The organism is Pseudomonas rustica, assembly GCF_018336155.1.
GTDB lineage: Bacteria > Pseudomonadota > Gammaproteobacteria > Pseudomonadales > Pseudomonadaceae > Aquipseudomonas > Aquipseudomonas rustica.
On sequence record NZ_JAGYHF010000012.1, the window covers coordinates 94,509 to 113,111 of the forward strand.

An 18,603-nucleotide genomic window follows, 5' to 3' on the forward strand; every position below is an offset into this window, starting at 1 on the left:
CACTGCTTTCGCGAGCAAGCCCGCTCCCACAAAGGCAGATGGTGGGCTGCAATTATTGTTCGGTTCGGCCCGTGCTTTCGCGGTCACGTTCGTAGTGGTGGGCCAGCGGCAACGCCGGCAACCACGCCTCCCGGCGTATCGTCCAGAGTTCGTAAGTGGGTTTGAACTGATCCGGCTCATCGAGCGATCCGACGTTAACCTCGACTTCATCTTCCGAACGCGTAAATACGGGAGAACCGCAGCGCGGGCAGAAGAATCGTCCGTTGTAGTCACGGGTTTCGCCGCTGACCTTGAGCGCGTCTTCGGGGAATATGGCCGAGGTGTGGAACAGCGCGCCGTGGCGTTTGCGGCAGTCGAGGCAATGGCAGATGCCGACGCGGTAAGGCTGGCCGGACACTTCGAAACGGACATCGCCGCACAGGCAGCCGCCGGTTGATTTGTTCATGGTGCACCTCAGCTATTCAACTTCAAGTTAGAGATCATTCAGTCTGGAAAAGGTTTGCTCGGTTGCCACGGACGGTCTTGATCCTGCGTCTTCCAGTCTATTAATGAGCACAACTCATCAAGCCATCCTGTTTTACCCGTCTAGTCCTCACCAGTCAGCTCGCTTACTGTTCTCCCAACGCCCAACGGGAGATCGACATGCACAAGCGCACACTCGGCAACAGCTCACTCGAAGTATCCGCCCTCGGCTTTGGCTGCATGGGCTTGAGTCACGGTTATGGCCCGGCCACGGATACCCAGCAAGCCATCGCACTGATCCGTTCAGCCGTTGACCGAGGCGTGACGTTCTTCGACACCGCCGAGGTCTACGGCCCTTACCTGAACGAGCAAGTGGTCGGTGAAGCACTAGCGCCCGTTCGTGACAAAGTCGTCATCGCCACCAAGTTCGGCTTCACCTTCGGTGACGACAATAAGCAGCAGATTCTCAACAGCCGCCCCGAGCACATCCGGGTTGCCGTCGAGGGATCGTTGAAGCGGTTGAAGACTGATTACATCGATTTGCTCTACCAGCACCGCGTCGATCCGGACGTGCCAATCGAGGACGTCGCCGGCGCGGTGAAAGATTTGATCGGCGAAGGCAAGGTCAAGCACTTCGGCCTGTCGGAGGCCGGCGCGCAAACCATTCGGCGCGCCCATGCGGTGCAACCGGTCACCGCGCTGCAAAGCGAATACTCGCTGTGGTGGCGCGAGCCCGAGCAGGAAATCCTGCCGACGCTTTGGGAATTGGGCATCGGCTTCGTGCCGTTCAGCCCGCTGGGCAAGGGTTTTCTTACCGGCACGGTGTCGGCGCAAACCACTTACGGCAGCGATGACTTCCGCAGCATCGTCCCGCGCTTCAGCCAGTCGGCGCTGCAAGCGAATCAGGGGCTGGTGGTGTTGATCCGCCAGATCGCCGCGCAGAAACAAGCCACCCCGGCGCAGATCGCGCTGGCCTGGCTGCTCGCGCAGGCACCGTGGATTGTGCCGATTCCGGGCACGACCAAACTGCATCGCCTGGAAGAAAACCTCGGCGGCGCGGACATCACGCTCGACGCTGCTGAACTCAAGGCAATTGACTCAGCGCTGGCGCAAATAAGCATCGAAGGCGAGCGTTATCCCGAAGCCCTCAAGGCGCGCGTCGGCCGATGAGCCACGATCACGATCCGCTGCGGCGCACGGTGATCGCCGCACTGGCCAGCGCCCCACTGCTGTCGCTCGCCGACACGCAGAGTGCCAGTGAAACACCGCGCTCAGGCTCGCGGATTCTGGTCGCGTACTTCTCGCGCTCCGGCAATACCCGCGTGGTCGCCGGGCTGATTCAACGTGGACTGGGTGCCGATCTCTTCGAGATTCGCCCGGTCCATGCCTACCCCGAGGACTATCTGCAAACCGTGGAACAGGCGCATCAGGAGCGTGACAGCGGCTTCGAACCCGAACTGCAAAACACGGTTCACGCCCTCAGCGACTACGACACGATTTATCTCGGCTTTCCGATCTGGGGGGAAACCGCCCCGCCGATCATCCGCGCGTTTCTGAGCGCTCACGACTGGACCGGTAAAACGCTCATCCCCTTCAACACCCACGGCGGCTATGGCTTGGGTAATAGCCGCAGCATCCTCGTCCAGCACGCGCCGAAAGCCAAGGTGCTGGAAGGTTTTGTGATGGAGGGTGAGCAGGAGCGCAAGACCATGGAACGCGTGAACGGCTGGCTGAGCGATCACCCTGTCACGCGTTAATTGAATTTTTGTACCGAGTGACATCTTGAAAATCCGCACGCTGGCCACGGCCCCCGCGCGGCACCGCGTCACGACCTGAACGGAGTTGATCTGATGAACATCGATGTCCGCAACCATACCGCCCTTCCCGCACTCATGGCGCTCTGTCTGAGTGTCGGGGCAATGTTCAGCGTTACCACTCACGCAGCCGAGGCATCGCAACCCATGACCAGCACGCCAGCAAGCGCAGCAACTTTGTCCAGCCAACAACAATCGATTCCACTGATCGCCGCGTTCATGGCGGCCAGCGACATGCCCAACCTCAACACGGCGCTCAACCAGGGACTCGATGCCGGCCTGACCATCAGCGAAACCCGGGAAATTCTCGTGCAGCTCTACGCCTATGTCGGCTTCCCGCGCAGCCTGAACGCCTTGAACGAATTGATGACTGTGGTGCAAGCGCGCAAACAGCGCGGCATTGACGATGCGCCGGGGCGTGAACCGAGCCGGGCGATTCCGACCGGTGATGAACTGCTGGCCGCCGGCACCGCCAATCAAACGAAGATCTCCGGCGCTCCGGTCAAAGGCCCGGTGTTCGAGTTCGCCCCGGTAGCCAACCAGTTCCTGCAAACCCACCTGTTCGGCGACATCTTCGAGCGCGACAACCTCGACTGGCAAAGCCGCGAACTGGCGACCGTCGGGGCGCTGGCGGCAACGCCGGGGGTGGAATCGCAATTGCGCTCGCACATGGCGGCGAGCCTGCGCGTGGGACTCAGCGCAGCACAGTTGCACGAGGTCAGTGAACTGCTGAAAAAACACGGCGACGCGCAGACGGCTGAACGTGCAGATGGGGCGCTGAAAGAGGCACTCGCGGCTTCAAACAAGTGATCGCCCGTTTGACCTAACGCAGCAATTCTTCATCGAAAAATAGCCGGACTGAGCCAAACCGATTCTGCGCGCTGCGGTGGCAGGATGCGGTCTGGGCTTTCTGCCGGAAGACATGGTCGCCAGCCATCTGGCCGACGGCATTCGGCGTTGTTGTCGATGCGTTGCGGTTCAAGCCCTGACGAGCCCTCCATGGCGAATGGTTTTGCGCAATGGCGATACTTACGGCTTTAAAACGGAAATCTCAGCGAACACTGCAACCCCGGGCTCATATTGAGCATCGACATCTCGCCCCGCAGTTGGCGGGTCAGGGATTTGATGATCTTCATTCCCACGGACGAATGCTGTTTCAGATCAAACCCCGCAGGCAGCCCCGCGCCCTTATCGGTCACGTTCAGCAGCACCTGACCAGCAGCGGCCTTCAGCTCGATAAACACGTCCCCCGCCGACTTGTCGGCGTAGGCGTATTTAAGGGCATTGGTGACCAGTTCGTTGAGCACCAACGCCAACGGGATCGCCTTGTCCAGCGGCAGGATGACGTCGTCCAGGTCGATCACGAAGCGTGTTTGCGCCGAGGCTGAACCGCGCAGTCCATCGATCAACTCGGCCAGATAAATACCTGCGTTGACCGTTTCCACTTGATCGGCCTGATACAGCTTTTCGTGGACGGCGGCGATGCTCATGATCCGTCGGCTGGTATCGACGAGTGCCGCGCGGGCGACGGGATCTGCCAATTGGCGTATTTGCAGTTGGATCAACCCGATGATCAGTTGCAGGTGATTCTTCGTCCGATGGTTGATTTCCTTGAGGAGCATGTCCTTTTGCTCGAGCAGCTGATTTTTCTGCCGCAGCGAGCGCCTTAGCTCCATTTGCGCCATGACCTGTTTGGCCAACGTCACCAGGGCGATTTTCTGTTGCGGGCTCAGCTGTCGCGGGTGTCGGTCGAGAATGCACAGCGTCCCGAGGCCGTAGCCTTCCGCCGTCTCCAGCAAGCAGCCGGCGTAGAAGCGCAAACCTTCATCGGCCGTCACCAGCGGGTTGGAGCTCATCCTCGGGTCAGCGCGCAGATCGGGTATGACGGTGATGCCGGGCTGCAGAAGGACGTGACGGCAGATGGAAACGTCCAAGGGTGTTTCGCGGATTCCCAAGCCTGTTTCCGCCTTGAACCATTGGCGGTGGCGGTCTATCAGGTTCATCACCGAAATTGGCGCGTCGCAGATGGCGGCGGCCAGGCTCACGAGCTCGTCAAAATCCGCTTCGCGTGGGGTATCGAGGATTTCATAGCCGTGCAGCACGGCAAGACGTTCGGGCGAGTCGCACGGGTCGATGAAGCTCTGCGAAATCATTAGGGCTCCAGCATAGAGAGGCACGCGCCATGGGTTCAAAACGCAAGGAATCGAATGCAGGCGTACGCAGTGAGACAGGAAAGGAGCAGAGCATACACGCAATCGATGTCTGCCCGCCGTGCAGACTGATGCCCGTTGGTAAGCTCGCTGAATGCGGCGCCGCGTCCATACTGTGGTTCTCCCGGACTGCTTTCTTTCAACCCTGTCGGAGACCGACATGCCCTCCCCCGAATCCGCCCTGCTGCAGAGCTGGCACGACAACGCCGACGCGTGGATCGACGTCATCCGCAGCGGTGCCATTGAGAGCCGGCAGCAGGTGACTGATCAAGCCGTTCTACTGGCGATCATCGGGCGTCAGCCGGCGCGTGTGCTTGATCTGGGTTGCGGCGAAGGCTGGTTGCTGCGGGCGTTGGCGGCTCGGGGGATTGAGGCGGTGGGCGTCGATGGCGATGCGACGCTGGTGGACGCGGCACGTCTGGCCGGCACTTGCACCGTGCATGTCGCCGACTACGACGCGTTGGTCGAGGCGAAGGTTGATGTTGGCGGGGATTACGATTTGATCTGCGCGAATTTTTCGCTGCTGCATCAGAACATCATTCCATTGCTGGCTGCGATGAATGCGCTGTTGATTCCTGGCGGCGCCCTGATCATCCAGACCCTGCATCCATGGGCCGTTGCGGCAGGCGAATATCAGGACGGCTGGCGCGAAGAATCGTTCACCGGGTTCAAGGGCCAGTGGCAGCCGATGCCGTGGTATTTCCGCACGTTGTCGAGTTGGTTCAATGCGCTGGATATGGCCGGGTTGCGGCTGGTCGGCCTACAAGAGCCGCAGCACCCGCAAAGCCCGGTGCCGCAGTCACTACTGATGGTGGCTGAGCGCAACTGATATCCAAAAAACACCGCTAACCCTGTAGGAGCCGAGCTTGCTCGCGAAGGCGTCGGCACGGCTTGAGCCTGTGTTGCTTGATACGCCGCCTTCGCGAGCAAGCTCGGCTCCTACAAGGGTTACGCGGTTTGCAGGATCAATCGCGGGCCGCGCAGACGATACTGCGCCAACAAACGCATGACGTAGCCGATTTTAATCAGGGTCGGGCCGAGGATAGTCAGCGCGTGCATCGCCACCAGCAGCGCAATCGCCATGTGGCCCTCGTAGAGATAAGCGCCGTAGATCCCGGCCAGCAGCATGACTAGACCGGCGACGAGGACTTTGCTCGACAGGTTCAGAACGTTCAGCGGGCTTTCGAAGAAAGTGAGCATGGTGGCGGTCTCCTGAGCTGTTCAGTTTTGTACCTTGACCACTTCAAGTCTCGTGCCAGATTTATAATCCAACAAAATCAGCCACCTGCAAAAATCAGAGTCAAATTGACACAGATCAATAAAGGTCTTTTTGACTCGGGTATTTGTCATTAAGACTACATTCAGCTCAAACCATCAACGCCATCGCCTAAAAGCAAACCAATATCATTTGCGCGACCTGCGTCCTTTTGCTTTAATCGCGACCCATTCCTATTTAGACCCGCAACGGTCACTCTGGACGCTTGCTCTGATGACGGTCGCCGACACCTCACTCGTGCAGAATCTCTACCTCAGCCATCACCGCTGGCTGCACGAGCTATTGCGTCGGCGCCTGAGCAACGCAATGGATGCCGCCGACCTTGCGCATGACACTTTCATCCGCGTGCTCAAGCGTCCGCAAACCTTCAACGGCGAAGTCCACGAACGCTCTTATCTGGCGACCATTGCCCGTGGCTTGTGCGTCGATCACTGGCGCCGTCGGCAACTGGAACAGACCTGGCTGGAAACCCTCGCCAATCGCCCGCCGGCCCTGCAGCCCTCGCCCGAGCAACAGGCGATCATCGTCGAGACCCTGCTGGAAGTGGACGCCATGCTCCAGCGCCTGCCGCAGCGGGTCAGCGACGCGTTCATCCTCGCGCAATTGCACGGCATGCCCTACAAACTGATCGCCGAACAGATCGGCGTCAGCGAGCGGATGATCAAGAAATACCTGGCGCAAGCGATGATGCACTGCGCCATCCTTGAAGCCGAACTCGATGGTCTGCTGATTGAATAACGCCACGCAAACACTCAGCCACGCCAGCCTCGAACAAGCGGCGCACTGGTACGTGCAATTACATGACGAGCCGGTCGCCGAGCAAGAACATCTGCGCTGGCAGGCCTGGCTCGCACAGAGCCCCGAGCATCAGGCCGCCTGGCGTTATATCGAACGGGTCGGCCAGCGTTTTGCGCCGTTGCAGCAAGAGACCGAAGCCGTCAGCCACACCTTGCGCAGCAGCGCGCGCACGTCGATCAGCCGTCGTCAGTCGCTCAAAGGTTTGTTGATTTTGGCCGCGACCGGCATGGCCGGATGGGCCATCGAGCGCAACACGCCGCTGATGGATTCAGTCGAGCGGTTGACTGCCGACCTTTCCACCGGCACCGGCGAAACCCGCGAAGCGACGTTAAGCGACGGCAGCCGCATCTGGCTCAACGCCTTGAGTGCCCTGAATGTGCGTTTCGATGCGCACCAGCGCCTGCTGCAACTGCGTGCCGGCGAAGTGCTGATCGACACCGCCAAAGACCTCGACCGAGCCTTTTGGGTTGAGACCGAACATGGCCGCATGCGTGCGCTGGGCACGCGTTTCAGCGTACGGCAGAACGAGCACAACACCGTACTGAATGTCTTTGAAGGCGCGGTCGAAGCCACTAATCGTCAGGGCGAAACCGCCGTGATTCAGGCCGGCCAGCAAATCAACTTCAGCACTGGCCGCATGAACATCACCAGCGCTGCCGATCCTTCTCGCGAAGCCTGGCGCCGGGGTGTGTTGCTGGCCGATAACCTGCCGCTGGGCAAGTTGATCGAAGAACTCAGCCGCTATCGAGCGGGGCATCTGCATTGCGACCCGGTCGTGGCCGCGTTACCGGTGATGGGTTCATTCCCGCTCAAGGACACCGATCAAGCCTTGCGTCTGCTGGAAGCGGCGCTGCCGATCCGCATCAACAAAACCTTCGATTGGTGGGTTAGCGTCGGGCCAAAAGCCTGAGGTTTTTTTTCATATCGCGGTTCCCTTTTCGCTGGTTCATTCGGTTAACCATTAGCCCCCTCATTTCGTTGATTGCCCCGGGAACTCCATGTTGCGCTCTACCCTCGCCCGCACTCGTTTTGCCTTGGCCCTGGCGTCTGCCATGCCGGCGATGTGTGCGTTAGCGGAGGGGCAGATACAGCATTATTCGGTTGCGCCCGGTTCGTTGGTCACAGTGCTCAACCGCTTCGCCGAACAAAGCGGCGTGTTTATCGCCGGGCACAATGACCTTGCAGCAGACAAACGCAGCTTCGGCCTCAGCGGTGACTACACGCCGCAGCAAGCCTTGCAGATCCTGCTCAAGGACAGCGGCCTGCAAGCTATGCGGCAAGCGGGTGGCGGTTACGTTTTACGCCGCTCAGCCAACGCAGATCCGCTGCAACTGGACGCCACCACCATCAACGGCAAATCCCTCGGCGCGATCACCGAGGACACTCACGCCTACACCACCGGCGTCAGCGCATCCGCCACCGGCCTGGCGCTGTCGCTGCGCGAAACCCCGCAGTCGGTGACCGTGATCACCCGCCAGCAAATCGATGACCAAGGCGCCAACGGCATCGCCGATGTGCTGCGCCGCTCGCCGGGGATCAGCGTGCAGAACTACGACAGCGAGCGCTGGGAGTTTTCCAGCCGTGGCGCGCCGATCACCAATTTCCAGTACGACGGCGTCAATACCGACTACGACGGCGTTTACGATTACGGCACCACCAGCACCGACATGGCGACCTTCGACCGCGTCGAAATCATCAAGGGCGCGACGGGATTGATGACCGGTTCGGGCGACCCTTCGGCCACGGTGAACCTGATCCGCAAACGCCCGACGCAAGCCTTCAAAGCCGCGCTCAGCGGCAGCGTCGGGTCGTGGGACAACTACCGCAGCGAAGCCGATATCTCCGGCGCTCTGAACAGCAACCTGCGTGCACGCTTTGTCGGCGTTCATCAGGAACGCAGCGCCCACGCCGATCACTACCAGAACACCAAGGACATCGCCTACGCCATCGTCGAAGCCGATCTCAGTCCGGACACTCTGCTGACCTTCGGTTTCGACCAGCAAAACACTCGCTCACGCGGCGCGAGCTGGACGGGTTTTCCGATGTTCTACAGCGATGGTTCGCGGACGAATTTCTCTCGCTCGTTCAACCCGGCCACTGACTGGAGCCGCCGCGATTTCAGCAACCAAACCTTGTTCGCTTCCGTCGCCCGACAACTGCAAAACGACTGGACGCTGAAACTCAGCTACGACCGCAAACACCGCGAGCACGACACCTTGCTCGGCTCGGCCAGCGGCGGTAATCCAGATCCGGTGACCGGCGATGGCATGTTCCTCTACATGGGCAAATTCAAGGGCGACGAGGTGCAGGACAACGTCGATCTCAACCTCGGCGGGCCGTTCTCGTTGTTCGGTCGCGAGCACCAGATGATCGTCGGTTTCATGTCGATGAACACGCGCCAGAACAACCCGCTGTACGGCTCGGTTTATCCGCCGCTGGACGGCAGTATTTTCGACTGGCACGGCGAGTTCGCCAAACCCGATATCCCGAAGATCGGCACCGACGACATCAGCCAACGCCAGACCGGCGCGTACGTCTCGACCCGCTTCAAGGCCAGCGACGATCTGGCGCTGATCCTCGGCGGACGCGTCAGTGATTTCACCGCCAGCGACCACCTCGACTACAGCGACCCGGCCACGGCCGATGTGCGCGATGGCTACCGCCAGACCGGCGTGGTCACGCCTTACGCCGGCGCGGTCTACGATCTCAACGCTACCTACTCGCTGTACACCAGTTACACGCGCGTTTATCAGCCGCAACTGAGCAAGGACGCCGCGCGCCAAGTGCTCGACCCGGTGCAAGGCGACAGCTATGAGGCGGGGATAAAAGCCGAATACTTCGACGGTCGGGTCAACGCCAGTTTTGCCGTGTTTCGCATCGAACAAGACAACGTCGCCGAGCAGGTCAGCGGCTTCGACACGCAGGCTGTTTATCGCGCGGTGCAAGGCGCGACCACCAAAGGTTTCGAGTTGGAACTGGCTGGCGAAGTCGCCGACGGCTGGAACCTCTCCGCCGGTTACGCCTACAACCACACACGCGATGCCAACGGCGATCCGGTCTATGCCTCAATCCTGCAAACCACCGCGCCGGAGCAGTTAGTCCGCCTGTTCAGCAGCTATCACCTGCCCGGTGTCTGGCAAAACCTGACCCTGGGCGGCGGCATCAGTTGGCAGAGCGAATTCTTCGGCAACGTGTTCCAGCCCGGCGCCGATCAGAACGTGCGCATCACTCAGGACAGTTATTACCTGGTCGACGCGATGGCGCGCTACCGCTTCAACGAACATTTGAGCACCACGCTCAATGTGAAAAACCTCTTCGACAAAACCTACTACACCGGCCTCGGCAACTTCGGCACCGGCTTCTACGGCGAACCGCGCAGCCTGCAACTGGCAGCGCGCTGGGATTTTTGACGCCGCGACTTGTCGATCTACGGCACTGCCATTCGACCAAGGACTGTCTACGCTGAAAGTCCAGCGTGTCTAACCTGCCGAGGATGACTGCCATGCAACGCTTTCAAAAAATCACGCCGTGCCTGTGGTTCGATGATCAGGCCGAAGCGGCGGCGAAGTTCTATTGCTCGATCTTCGATCACGCGAAAATCACCGGCCTGACCCACTACAGCAAGGTCGGTCAGGAATTTCACGGCAAGCCGGAAGGCGCGGTGATGACCGTTAGTTTCGAGCTCGATGGTCGTACGTTTACCGGGCTGAATGGCGGGCCGATGTTCAAGTTCACTGAAGCGATTTCGTTTCAGGTCAATTGTCAGAATCAGGAAGAAGTCGACCATTTCTGGGGCCAACTGTCTGCGGGCGGCCCGGTCGAAGCGCAGCAATGTGGCTGGCTCAAGGACAAGTTCGGCGTGTCGTGGCAAATCGTCCCGGTGGCGTTCATGCAGATGATGCTGGACGCCGACACCAGCAAGTCGCAGCGGGCCATGCAGGCGATGTTCAAAATGAAAAAACTCGACATTGCCGAACTGGAACGGGCCTTTGCCGGCCAGAGCTAATACACTCGGGCACTGGCCTGCCGGGAATAACCATAATGAAACACGCTGCCGCCAAAAACCCTGAAAAAGCCCCGCGCTTCTGGCGCGACGACGCCCTGCCCTTCATCGAAGCACGGGCCATCGCCGATGGTCGCGAAGTCTGTTACGCCCGGCATTCCCACGCGCACTTTTCCATCGGCGCGATCACTGCCGGGCGCAGTACTTATGTGCATGAACAGGCGCAGTTCGAGGTCGCGGCGGGCACGGTGGTGTTGATGAACCCGGGCGATGTGCACGCCTGCAATCCGATTGATGATCAGCCATGGTCGTACGTGATGCTGTACGTCGAGACGCCGTGGCTGACGGATTTGCAGCATCAGTTGGGGTTTGGTGAGGATCTGGAATTTCGCCGGTTTTCCGCCACGCACTTGCAGGATGCGGCGCTGTTTCGCGGTTTGATGGCGCTGTACGAAGTGTTGGTCGACGATCAGCAGGATGTGCTGCGTAAACAGAGCACGGCGGTGGAGTTTTTCAGTGATCTGCAATGGCGCCTGAACCCGGCCGGGCAAGCGTTGCGCGAGCCGAATTTCAAGCTGGAACGGGCGGCGGATTTTATTCGTGAGCACTGCACGGAACTGCTCAGCCTTGAGGATATTTGCGCGGCGGCGCAGTTGTCACCGTCGTATTTGATCCGCGCGTTCAAGCAGCATTACGGCATGACCCCGCATGCGTTTTTGGTCAATCAGCGCATCCAGTTCGCCCGCGAGCGTTTGCGTGGCGGGCAGTTGATTGCCGATGTGGCGCTGGAGGCTGGGTTTGCTGATCAAGCGCATTTTCAGCGCGCGTTCAAACAACACCTGGCCGCAACCCCCGGCCAGTATCGCGGCTGACCGCGATCCAATGTAGGAGTGAGCCTGCTCGCGATAGAGGTGTGTCAGCCACACATTTTTTATTGAAAGACCGCTGTCGCGAGCAGGCTCACTCCTACAAGGGGTCAGGTGATCAGCAGGTAGATTGCGCTGACTGCCAGCAAGAGCGCCATGCTGCGGTTAAACCAACGCATCCCCGCCGCATTGCTCAAATACCCGCGCAAGAACGTCCCGGCATACACCCAGCAACCCACCGACACATAGCAGATCACCAGATACACCGCCGCAAACTGCCAGACCAGCCGCGCCTCACCATCGGCGACAAACGCGCCCATCCCCGCCACACAGGCCAGCCACGCCTTGGGGTTGAGCCATTGCATCACCGCGCCGTACAGCATCGACGGTGCCCGCGCTGAATCCTTGGCGTTCAGTTGCCCATCATCGGTAGCCAGTTTCCACGCCATGAACAGCAAAAACGCCACACCGGCCAGTTGCACCACGCGGGTCATGAACGGCCACAGCTGCAGCACTTCATGCAGCCCCAACCCCATCAGCACCAAGAGCAACACAAATCCTAACGTGGCCCCGGCGACATGCCGCTGACTGGCGCGAAAGCCGAACTGCGCCCCCGAACTCAACGCCACAATATTCACCGGCCCCGGCGTGATGGACGCCGCCAGCGCAAACGCCGCCATCGAAACAATCAGACTCATCGCACACCTGCTTCAAAACGAGGAACAAGGCGCCCACCCTAACCAGCGCCCGGTTCCCAGTATTGAAGAAAATGCCCCTGCCCCTGTAGGAGCTGCCGAAGGCTGCGATCTTTTGATCTTGTCTTTTGAAAACAGGATCAAAGGATCGCAGCCTTCGGCAGCTCCTACAGGGGATTTTGTGGGTTAGTCCAGGCGCGGCACGGTGAAGCGGAATTCGCTGCCCTGCCCCGGTTCGCTCTCGGCGACGATCCGCCCGCCGTGGGCCTCGACGATGCCTTGGGTGATGTACAAACCCAATCCCGTGCCAGTCGGGTTGCCGTCCTTCACCGTCCAGTAACGATCGAACACGTGCGGCAGGTTTTCCTTGGGAATACCCTCGCCGCTGTCGCGCACGGTGAAGACAATTTCATCGCCCACCGACTTCGCACGCACGCCGACCGTGCCCAGACGCGGAGTGAATTTGATCGCGTTACCGATCAGATTCGACAGCACCTGAAACAACCGCTCAGGATCGCCATGAATGCTCAGATCCGCGTCGGCCTCAAAGGAAATGCTGATGTCCTTGTCGATTGCCAACGGTGCGAGCAGCGATTGCGCTTCCTCGAACATCTGCCCGACGTCGAGTTTCTGCGGGGTGATGGTGTAGCGCCCGGCGTCGATTTTCGAGGTATCGAGCAAGTCTTCCAGCAGCGTGTTCATGCGCCCGGCCGCTTGTTGCATGGTGTCGATAGCCGTGGAGATCCGTCGCGACGTATGCGGGCCGTCAGAGCTGAAGGCCTTCTGCATCATGCCGCAGAGCATCGAAATCACCGTCATCGGGTTGCGCAGATCGTGGGAAACCACCGCCACCAGCTCATCACGGGCACGCACCGCTTCCTGCTCGCGGCGCACTTGCCGCGCCAGATCATTTTCCAGCGCCGAACGCCGCAGATCGTTGGCCGCAAACAGATCGCCGTGGCTCCATTTGGTGGAGATCCCGGCCATCTCGACTTTCCAGATTTCAAACGACGTACGCGGGCGCAGCCGCAGGCCGGCGTCGGAGTTTTCCAGATCCAGCGGCTTGCGCGGATCGCCACTCCAATTGATGTTTTCCTTCACCTCGGGGCGGAACCACAGCACGCCGTTGTCGACCGGTTTCGGCAGGCTCATGGCGAGCACACCGCTGGCGACTTGCTGATAGTGCGCGGCCGGCGGGTAAACGCTGGCCAGATGATGACTGGAGAACACCGCCTCGCCGCTGTCCTGCAACCACTTGTGCAGGGCGCGGATTTCGTCCGGCTCCGGGCAGTTGCCATAACGGTGCAATTGCTTGTCTTCGATGATCGCAATGCCGCCGGCGCCGGTCAGTGCCATCAGCACTTCGGGCTGGTTAGCCAGACCGTCGAATACATTCTGCGGCGAGTCGATCATCGCTTGATTGAGCATCGCCAGCGCGTCGACTTTTGCTTCGCGCTGACGGCTGACTTCCAGCGCCTCCATCGCACTGATTTGCAGCGACAGCACCTGGCCGATGGTCTGGCAGGCGGCACGCAATTCGTGCGGCACATGCAGCGGTTCGCGGTTGCCGCAGCTGATCAGGCCCCAGAGTTTGTCGCCCTTGAGCAGGGAAATACTCATCGACGACAGCACGCCCATGTTCTTCATGTATTGGCAGTGAATCGGCGACACGCTGCGCAGCGTGGCGAAACTCAAGTCCAGCGGCGTTTGCGTGTCCGGACGCAGCTTCGGCACTAGCGGCACCGGCTCGTACGCGGCATCCGGGATGATCCGCAGCCAGTTGGTGCGATACAGCTCGCGGGCCTGCTCGGGAATGTCGGACGCCGGGAAGAACAGACCGTTGAACACTTCCATCGACGGATCGGAGGCTTCAGCAATGACTTGGCCGTGACCCTCTTCTTCGAAACGATAGATAAGCACCCGGTCGTAACCGGTCATCGCCTGGATTTCTTTGACGCTGATGTCGTACAGCGCCTGCAACGTCGTCGCGCCCTGCAGCCGTTGGAGCATGCGGCCCAAATGGGTTTCGCTGCCGGCGACGTTGCGCGGCTGGAAGTTCTCGACGTGTATTTCCAGTTCGAGAATCAACACGCCTTTATGACGGTGCAGCAAGCCTTCGAACGCCATGTCGTTGAGTCGAAACAGCAGCGGCGCCGAGTCGGACAGCGTCGGCTGTTGCAACGTCTGGCGTACTTGCGCGGCGTGTTCATCGCCAATCAGGCTTTGCAGCGGTTGACCGATCAGCGCCAGCGCCGGACGGCCGAGCAGGCTCTCGACGTTGGCGCTGACCTGAATGATCTCCAGCGCGGGCTCGCTCAAGGTCAGTAGCAACCCGTGCGGCTGGATCGCGCCGGGGAACCGAATCGGTTCGTCGGCACAGTTGGCCAGCAGTTCTTCAAAGGCTTGTTTGTCTTGCGGAGTCATGCCAGTACCTCCCGGCTTTCGAGCCAGCGCTCGAAACAGCTGAATGTGGTGTGTGCGGCCGCCACTACGGCCTTGCGCTCGTCCGCATCCATCGGTCGACTGCCCAGGTATTCCATGAAATCGCGCCAGCGACGGCCGGTGGCGGCGCCGTAGACATCGAGAAAAGCCGCGCCGTTATCGGCTTCCAGGCCTAACCGCGCAGAGATTTCCCGGCGCAGGATTTGCCCGCCGAGCGTTGCGCCTTCGAGCACGTACAGTATGCCGAGGCAGCTAGCGCCGGAATTGATCTGCGGCAATTGGCTACAGATCGGCAGGCGGTTGATGGCTTCATCCGCGACGCCCAACGCTTGCAGGTCGCCGTGCAAGGTGGCGGTTTTGAGACGTGGCGTCAGATCAAAATCGGCGGGGATGCAGTGGCTGTCCAGCAATGCGCTTTCCAGCGGCAGGTAGAAGCCGTAGTAAGCCTGCATCAGCCGTTGAAAAGCCTGAATATCGAGGGCGTCGGAGAAAAAAGGAAGGCGTTTTTCCAGCGCGATGTGCAGGTCGGCAGTGCCGGCTCGCAGATCTTGCAGCACCGGTGGCACATAAACTTCACGGGCCTTTGCTTGCATGTAGATCGCTCTTGGTGAGGCCGCCTGGGGCCATTCGGGGTTGGCATCGCATCGAGGGATTTTACACGGCACAGGTCATTTTTCTGACCCAACGACTAGTTTTTTCAGACGAAACCACTGCCCTCTGACCTTTCAGAGTTTCAGATTTCGCAAAAAGTTCGAACGGTTTCGCCTGTTCCGCCGGGCGCTGTACCGCGACAGCACTGCCTGACTGTACGGGTCGGGCCGCACGGGGGCTGTGATAAAAATGCGCCTCTGGTTTCTGGAGTGCTGTCATGGATCTCGCCACGCTGTCGCTGTTTCTCCCCGCCTGCTTCGCCCTGAACATGGCCCCCGGCCCGAACAATTTGCTGTCGGTGAGCAACGCCACGCGTTACGGCTTTCAGCGCGCCTGCTCGGCGGGCGTCGGGCGGATTCTGGCGTTTGCCGGGATGATTGCGCTCGCGGGCGCCGGTCTGTCGGTGGTATTGCAGACGTCGGAATGGCTGTTTCAGGCGATCAAGATCGTGGGCGCGGGGTATTTGTTGTACATGGCCTGGCAACTGTGGCGCGCCAATACCGAAACCGAGGAGGAAATAGCCGGAGCTTCGGTGGGATTCTGGGCGTTGGCGCGACAGGAGTTTCTGGTGGCCGCCGGTAATCCGAAAGCGATCCTGTTGTTCACCGCGTTTTTGCCGCAGTTCGTCGACCCTGGCCGCCCGGTGCCAGCACAGTTCGCCGTGTTGGGCGTGCTGTTTCTGTCGCTGGAGTGGATCGCCATCAGCGCCTACGCCTACATGGGCCTGCACATGCGCCGCTGGTTCGCCGAGCCGCGCGGCAAGCGTATTTTCAATCGCTGCTGCGCGGGGCTGTTGTCGGCGGCGGCTTCGGTGCTGCTGCTGGCGAAACGGGCGTGAGGTTTACGCCTCGGACGGGCCTTTGAGTTCGACCTGATTACCGTCAGGGTCGAAACAATACAGCGACAGACCTTTTCCTTCGGCGCCGAAACGCGATTCGGCTTTGGCCACGGTCAGGCCGAAGGATTGCAGATGTTCGGTCAGCGCGGCTTCATCGAACGGTTCGATGCGCAGGCAGAAGTGATCGACGTTACGCCGCTCGACCCCGGCCGCCCCACCGCCCTTGCGGCCGAGTTCGCCTTGCAGGTCAACGAGGTCGATCAATGAGGTGCCGGCGCGCAGGTGGATCAGGCCCAGCGGCTCGTTGCGCTTGACCACCTCGGCGCCGAAAACCTGGCTGTAGAAATCGATGCTGCGTTGCAGATCCTCGACGCGCAGGACGATGTGATCGATGTGATGAATGGAAAACGGATGCATAACTCAACGCCTCACACAGTGTAGGAGCTGCCGAAGGCTCGGCCGCGTTCGGACGATCTTTTGATCTTTGGACGCGGAGCGTCCGCGGCTGCATTCCCACGCAGAGCGTGGGAACGATCAAGATCGCAGCCTTCGGCAGCTCCTACACGGTAGTTCAGGCGATGTGGAAATTCACTGTCGATTTTTCGGTGGAGCTATCGACAATCTGGTTTTACTCTCAAGCCATGAACATACAAACCGCTGTCCTGCCGCCCCACGCCGAGATGGTTCGCGCCATGCTTGAACGCGACACTGCCTATGAAGGCGTGTTCTTCACGGCCGTGAAAACCACGGGGATTTTCTGCCGCCCGAGTTGCACGGCGCGCAAGCCGAAACCGGAGAACGTCGAGTTTTTCGCCCATGCCGATGAATGCCTGTCGGCCGGGTATCGCGCCTGTCTGCGCTGCAAACCGCTGGACGCCGCCGCCATTGCGCCGGACTGGGTGCAGACACTGCTCAAAGCGGTCGAGGCCGATCCCGAGGTGCGCTGGAGCGATGCACAACTGCTCGCTGAAGGCATCGAACCGCTGATGCTGCGGCGCTGGTTCAAACAGCATTTCGGCATGACCTTCCATGCCTGGTTGCGCACGCGTCGATTGGGCATGGCATTGGGCGGGATCAAGCAAGGCACGTCGATCGATCACGCCGCGTTCGACTCGGGTTATGAATCGCTCAGCGGTTTTCGCGATGCGTTCCAGAAGTCCTTCCACATCACGCCGGGACGGGCGGCGCAGAGTGAACCGTTGTTGTTCACCCGCCTGACCACGCCGCTGGGGCCGATGATCGCCATGGCCGAACGTCGTGGGCTGGTGTTGCTGGAGTTTCTTGATCGCCCGGCGTTGACCCGCGAAGTCGAGGAATTGCAGAACCGCTACGGCTATGCGGTCGTGCCGGGACACAACGGGCATCTGCAGCAGATCGAACGGCAACTGGCGGCGTACTTTGCCGGCACACTCAGCGAATTTACCGTGGCGCTGCATTTGCCCGGCAGCGAGTTTGCCCGGCAGGTCTGGTCGGCGCTGCGGCAAATCCCCTACGGGCAGACCAGCACCTACGGCACCATCGCCGCAGCGCTGGGCAAACCCGGCGCGAGTCGCGCGGTGGGCCTGGCCAACGGACACAATCGTTTATCGATTGTGGTGCCGTGTCATCGGGTGATTGGCGCGGATGGCTCGCTCACCGGCTATGGTGGAGGACAGCCGCGCAAGGCGTTTCTACTGAGGCTGGAAAACGCCGCGGTACAGCTCACGCAACCCTTGGCCTTCTGACGAATTGATCGATCAGCAAAAGGGGATATTTGAAAAGCATGCCCGCCTATCAAGCAGCCAGCGAATTTCTGGCCGCGCTCGATGAAGACTGGCAGCGACACATCGCCGCTGTCGGCCCTTGCCTGCATCAACCGTATCCGGCGCGTGATCCGTACGAGTCGCTGGTGCGGGCGATCGCCTATCAGCAACTGCACGCCAAGGCTGGGGATGCGATCGTCGGGCGGCTGGTGGGGTTGTTTGGCGGGCAAGCGTTTCCGCGCCCTGAGCAAATTCTTGCGACCGATTTTGATCGAATGCGCAGTTGCGGCTTTTCGGGCGGCAAGATCGCGACCATTCAAGGGATCGCCCAAGCCACGCTGGACGGTGTGGTGCCGGATTACGCGACGGCCTTGGCGATGGACGATGAGGCGCTGATCGAACGCTTGATCAGCCTGCGCGGGGTCGGTCGCTGGACGGTGGAAATGCTGCTGATCTACAGCCTTGAACGCATGGACATTCTGCCGGCGGACGACTTCGGCGTGCGTGAAGGTTATCGGCGCTTGAAAAGCCTCGACCTACAACCGACACGCAAACAAATGATCGACATCGGCCAGGGCTGGAGCCCACACCGCACAGTCGCCGCATGGTACCTATGGCGCGTGGCCAAACCCTGAAACCCCAACGCTTATAGGTGCTGCGGAATCATGGGACTGTGTGATTGTGGGTCTGTAGGAGCTGTCGAGTGCAACGAGGCTGCGATCTTTTGATCCTGATCTTTTAAAAGCCAAAAGATCGCAGCCTCGTTGCACTCGACAGCTCCTACAGTGGAAATGAGAGTTCGGCCT

19 protein-coding genes are annotated in these 18,603 nt (G+C 60.3%); 12 read left to right on the forward strand and 7 right to left on the reverse strand.

What is annotated here, in order from left to right:
- Window positions 1–52 precede the first annotated feature (52 nt).
- A complete protein-coding gene (locus KFS80_RS22005; RefSeq protein WP_212545896.1) occupies window positions 53–445 on the reverse strand; it encodes a GFA family protein in 393 nt (130 codons plus the stop codon).
- 197 nt (window positions 446–642) lie between these two features.
- On the opposite strand from KFS80_RS22005, the gene KFS80_RS22010 reads away from it, so the two are divergent.
- The 3 genes from KFS80_RS22010 to KFS80_RS22020 all read left to right on the forward strand — a co-directional run bounded on the left by KFS80_RS22010 (window position 643) and on the right by KFS80_RS22020 (window position 3,086).
- Window positions 643–1,632 carry an aldo/keto reductase gene (locus KFS80_RS22010; RefSeq protein ID WP_212545897.1) on the forward strand — a complete coding sequence of 330 codons (990 nt, stop codon included), beginning with the start codon at window positions 643–645 and terminating at the stop codon, window positions 1,630–1,632.
- The gene (locus KFS80_RS22015) at window positions 1,629–2,219 is read left to right on the forward strand and encodes a flavodoxin (RefSeq protein ID WP_212545898.1); all 591 of its coding nucleotides are present in this window, start codon (window positions 1,629–1,631) and stop codon (window positions 2,217–2,219) included. The genes KFS80_RS22010 and KFS80_RS22015 overlap by 4 nt, the downstream gene beginning before the upstream one ends.
- A gap of 93 nt (window positions 2,220–2,312) precedes the next feature.
- Window positions 2,313–3,086 (forward strand): carboxymuconolactone decarboxylase family protein, encoded by a 774-nt coding sequence (locus KFS80_RS22020; protein WP_212545899.1) that lies wholly within the window; start codon window positions 2,313–2,315, stop codon window positions 3,084–3,086.
- 227 nt (window positions 3,087–3,313) lie between these two features.
- Here the strand turns inward: KFS80_RS22020 and KFS80_RS22025 are convergent, their stop codons facing one another.
- On the reverse strand, window positions 3,314–4,429 hold the full coding sequence (locus KFS80_RS22025; RefSeq protein WP_212545900.1) for a sensor histidine kinase: 1,116 nt from the start codon (window positions 4,427–4,429) through the stop codon (window positions 3,314–3,316).
- A gap of 217 nt (window positions 4,430–4,646) precedes the next feature.
- On the opposite strand from KFS80_RS22025, the gene KFS80_RS22030 reads away from it, so the two are divergent.
- Window positions 4,647–5,315, forward strand: coding sequence for a class I SAM-dependent methyltransferase (locus KFS80_RS22030; protein WP_212545901.1), 669 nt, complete (start codon window positions 4,647–4,649; stop codon window positions 5,313–5,315).
- Between the two features lie 119 nt (window positions 5,316–5,434).
- On the opposite strand, the gene KFS80_RS22035 is transcribed toward KFS80_RS22030, so the two are convergent.
- Entirely contained in the window at window positions 5,435–5,686 is a 252-nt protein-coding gene (locus KFS80_RS22035) for a transmembrane sensor/regulator PpyR (protein ID WP_212545902.1), read from the reverse strand.
- A 289-nt stretch (window positions 5,687–5,975) separates the two neighbouring features.
- Here KFS80_RS22035 and KFS80_RS22040 point away from each other — a divergent pair, with 289 nt between their 5' ends.
- The 5 genes from KFS80_RS22040 to KFS80_RS22060 all read left to right on the forward strand — a co-directional run bounded on the left by KFS80_RS22040 (window position 5,976) and on the right by KFS80_RS22060 (window position 11,435).
- On the forward strand, window positions 5,976–6,500 hold the full coding sequence (locus tag KFS80_RS22040; protein WP_159815664.1) for a sigma-70 family RNA polymerase sigma factor: 525 nt from the start codon (window positions 5,976–5,978) through the stop codon (window positions 6,498–6,500).
- Entirely contained in the window at window positions 6,493–7,470 is a 978-nt protein-coding gene (locus tag KFS80_RS22045) for a FecR domain-containing protein (RefSeq protein ID WP_212545903.1), read from the forward strand. Before KFS80_RS22040 ends, KFS80_RS22045 begins: the two co-directional genes overlap by 8 nt.
- Window positions 7,471–7,612: 142 nt before the next feature.
- On the forward strand, window positions 7,613–9,970 hold the full coding sequence (locus KFS80_RS22050; protein ID WP_420851066.1) for a TonB-dependent siderophore receptor: 2,358 nt from the start codon (window positions 7,613–7,615) through the stop codon (window positions 9,968–9,970).
- Window positions 9,971–10,062: 92 nt separating this feature from the next.
- A complete protein-coding gene (locus KFS80_RS22055; protein ID WP_212545905.1) occupies window positions 10,063–10,566 on the forward strand; it encodes a VOC family protein in 504 nt (167 codons plus the stop codon).
- A gap of 35 nt (window positions 10,567–10,601) precedes the next feature.
- Window positions 10,602–11,435 carry a helix-turn-helix transcriptional regulator gene (locus KFS80_RS22060; RefSeq protein ID WP_212545906.1) on the forward strand — a complete coding sequence of 278 codons (834 nt, stop codon included), beginning with the start codon at window positions 10,602–10,604 and terminating at the stop codon, window positions 11,433–11,435.
- A gap of 104 nt (window positions 11,436–11,539) precedes the next feature.
- Here KFS80_RS22060 and KFS80_RS22065 read toward each other — a convergent pair whose 3' ends face one another.
- From KFS80_RS22065 to KFS80_RS22075, 3 genes are all read right to left on the reverse strand, one after another.
- Window positions 11,540–12,127 carry a LysE family translocator gene (locus KFS80_RS22065; RefSeq protein ID WP_212545907.1) on the reverse strand — a complete coding sequence of 196 codons (588 nt, stop codon included), beginning with the start codon at window positions 12,125–12,127 and terminating at the stop codon, window positions 11,540–11,542.
- A 183-nt stretch (window positions 12,128–12,310) separates the two neighbouring features.
- Window positions 12,311–14,548, reverse strand: a complete 2,238-nt coding sequence (locus tag KFS80_RS22070; RefSeq protein ID WP_212545908.1) for an ATP-binding protein — start codon at window positions 14,546–14,548, stop codon at window positions 12,311–12,313.
- Window positions 14,545–15,159, reverse strand: a complete 615-nt coding sequence (locus KFS80_RS22075; RefSeq protein ID WP_053119333.1) for a biliverdin-producing heme oxygenase — start codon at window positions 15,157–15,159, stop codon at window positions 14,545–14,547. Before KFS80_RS22075 ends, KFS80_RS22070 begins: the two co-directional genes overlap by 4 nt.
- 275 nt (window positions 15,160–15,434) lie before the next feature.
- Here KFS80_RS22075 and KFS80_RS22080 point away from each other — a divergent pair, with 275 nt between their 5' ends.
- Window positions 15,435–16,055 carry a LysE family translocator gene (locus KFS80_RS22080; RefSeq protein ID WP_212545909.1) on the forward strand — a complete coding sequence of 207 codons (621 nt, stop codon included), beginning with the start codon at window positions 15,435–15,437 and terminating at the stop codon, window positions 16,053–16,055.
- Between the two features lie 3 nt (window positions 16,056–16,058).
- Here the strand turns inward: KFS80_RS22080 and KFS80_RS22085 are convergent, their stop codons facing one another.
- Window positions 16,059–16,472, reverse strand: coding sequence for a VOC family protein (locus KFS80_RS22085; protein ID WP_212545910.1), 414 nt, complete (start codon window positions 16,470–16,472; stop codon window positions 16,059–16,061).
- Window positions 16,473–16,696: 224 nt separating this feature from the next.
- Between KFS80_RS22085 and KFS80_RS22090 the strand changes: the two genes are divergently transcribed.
- Both KFS80_RS22090 and KFS80_RS22095 read left to right on the forward strand, forming a co-directional pair.
- The gene (locus KFS80_RS22090) at window positions 16,697–17,779 is read left to right on the forward strand and encodes a bifunctional transcriptional activator/DNA repair enzyme AdaA (protein WP_212545911.1); all 1,083 of its coding nucleotides are present in this window, start codon (window positions 16,697–16,699) and stop codon (window positions 17,777–17,779) included.
- A 38-nt stretch (window positions 17,780–17,817) separates the two neighbouring features.
- A complete protein-coding gene (locus KFS80_RS22095; RefSeq protein WP_212545912.1) occupies window positions 17,818–18,432 on the forward strand; it encodes a DNA-3-methyladenine glycosylase family protein in 615 nt (204 codons plus the stop codon).
- The last annotated feature ends 171 nt before the right edge of the window (window positions 18,433–18,603 follow it).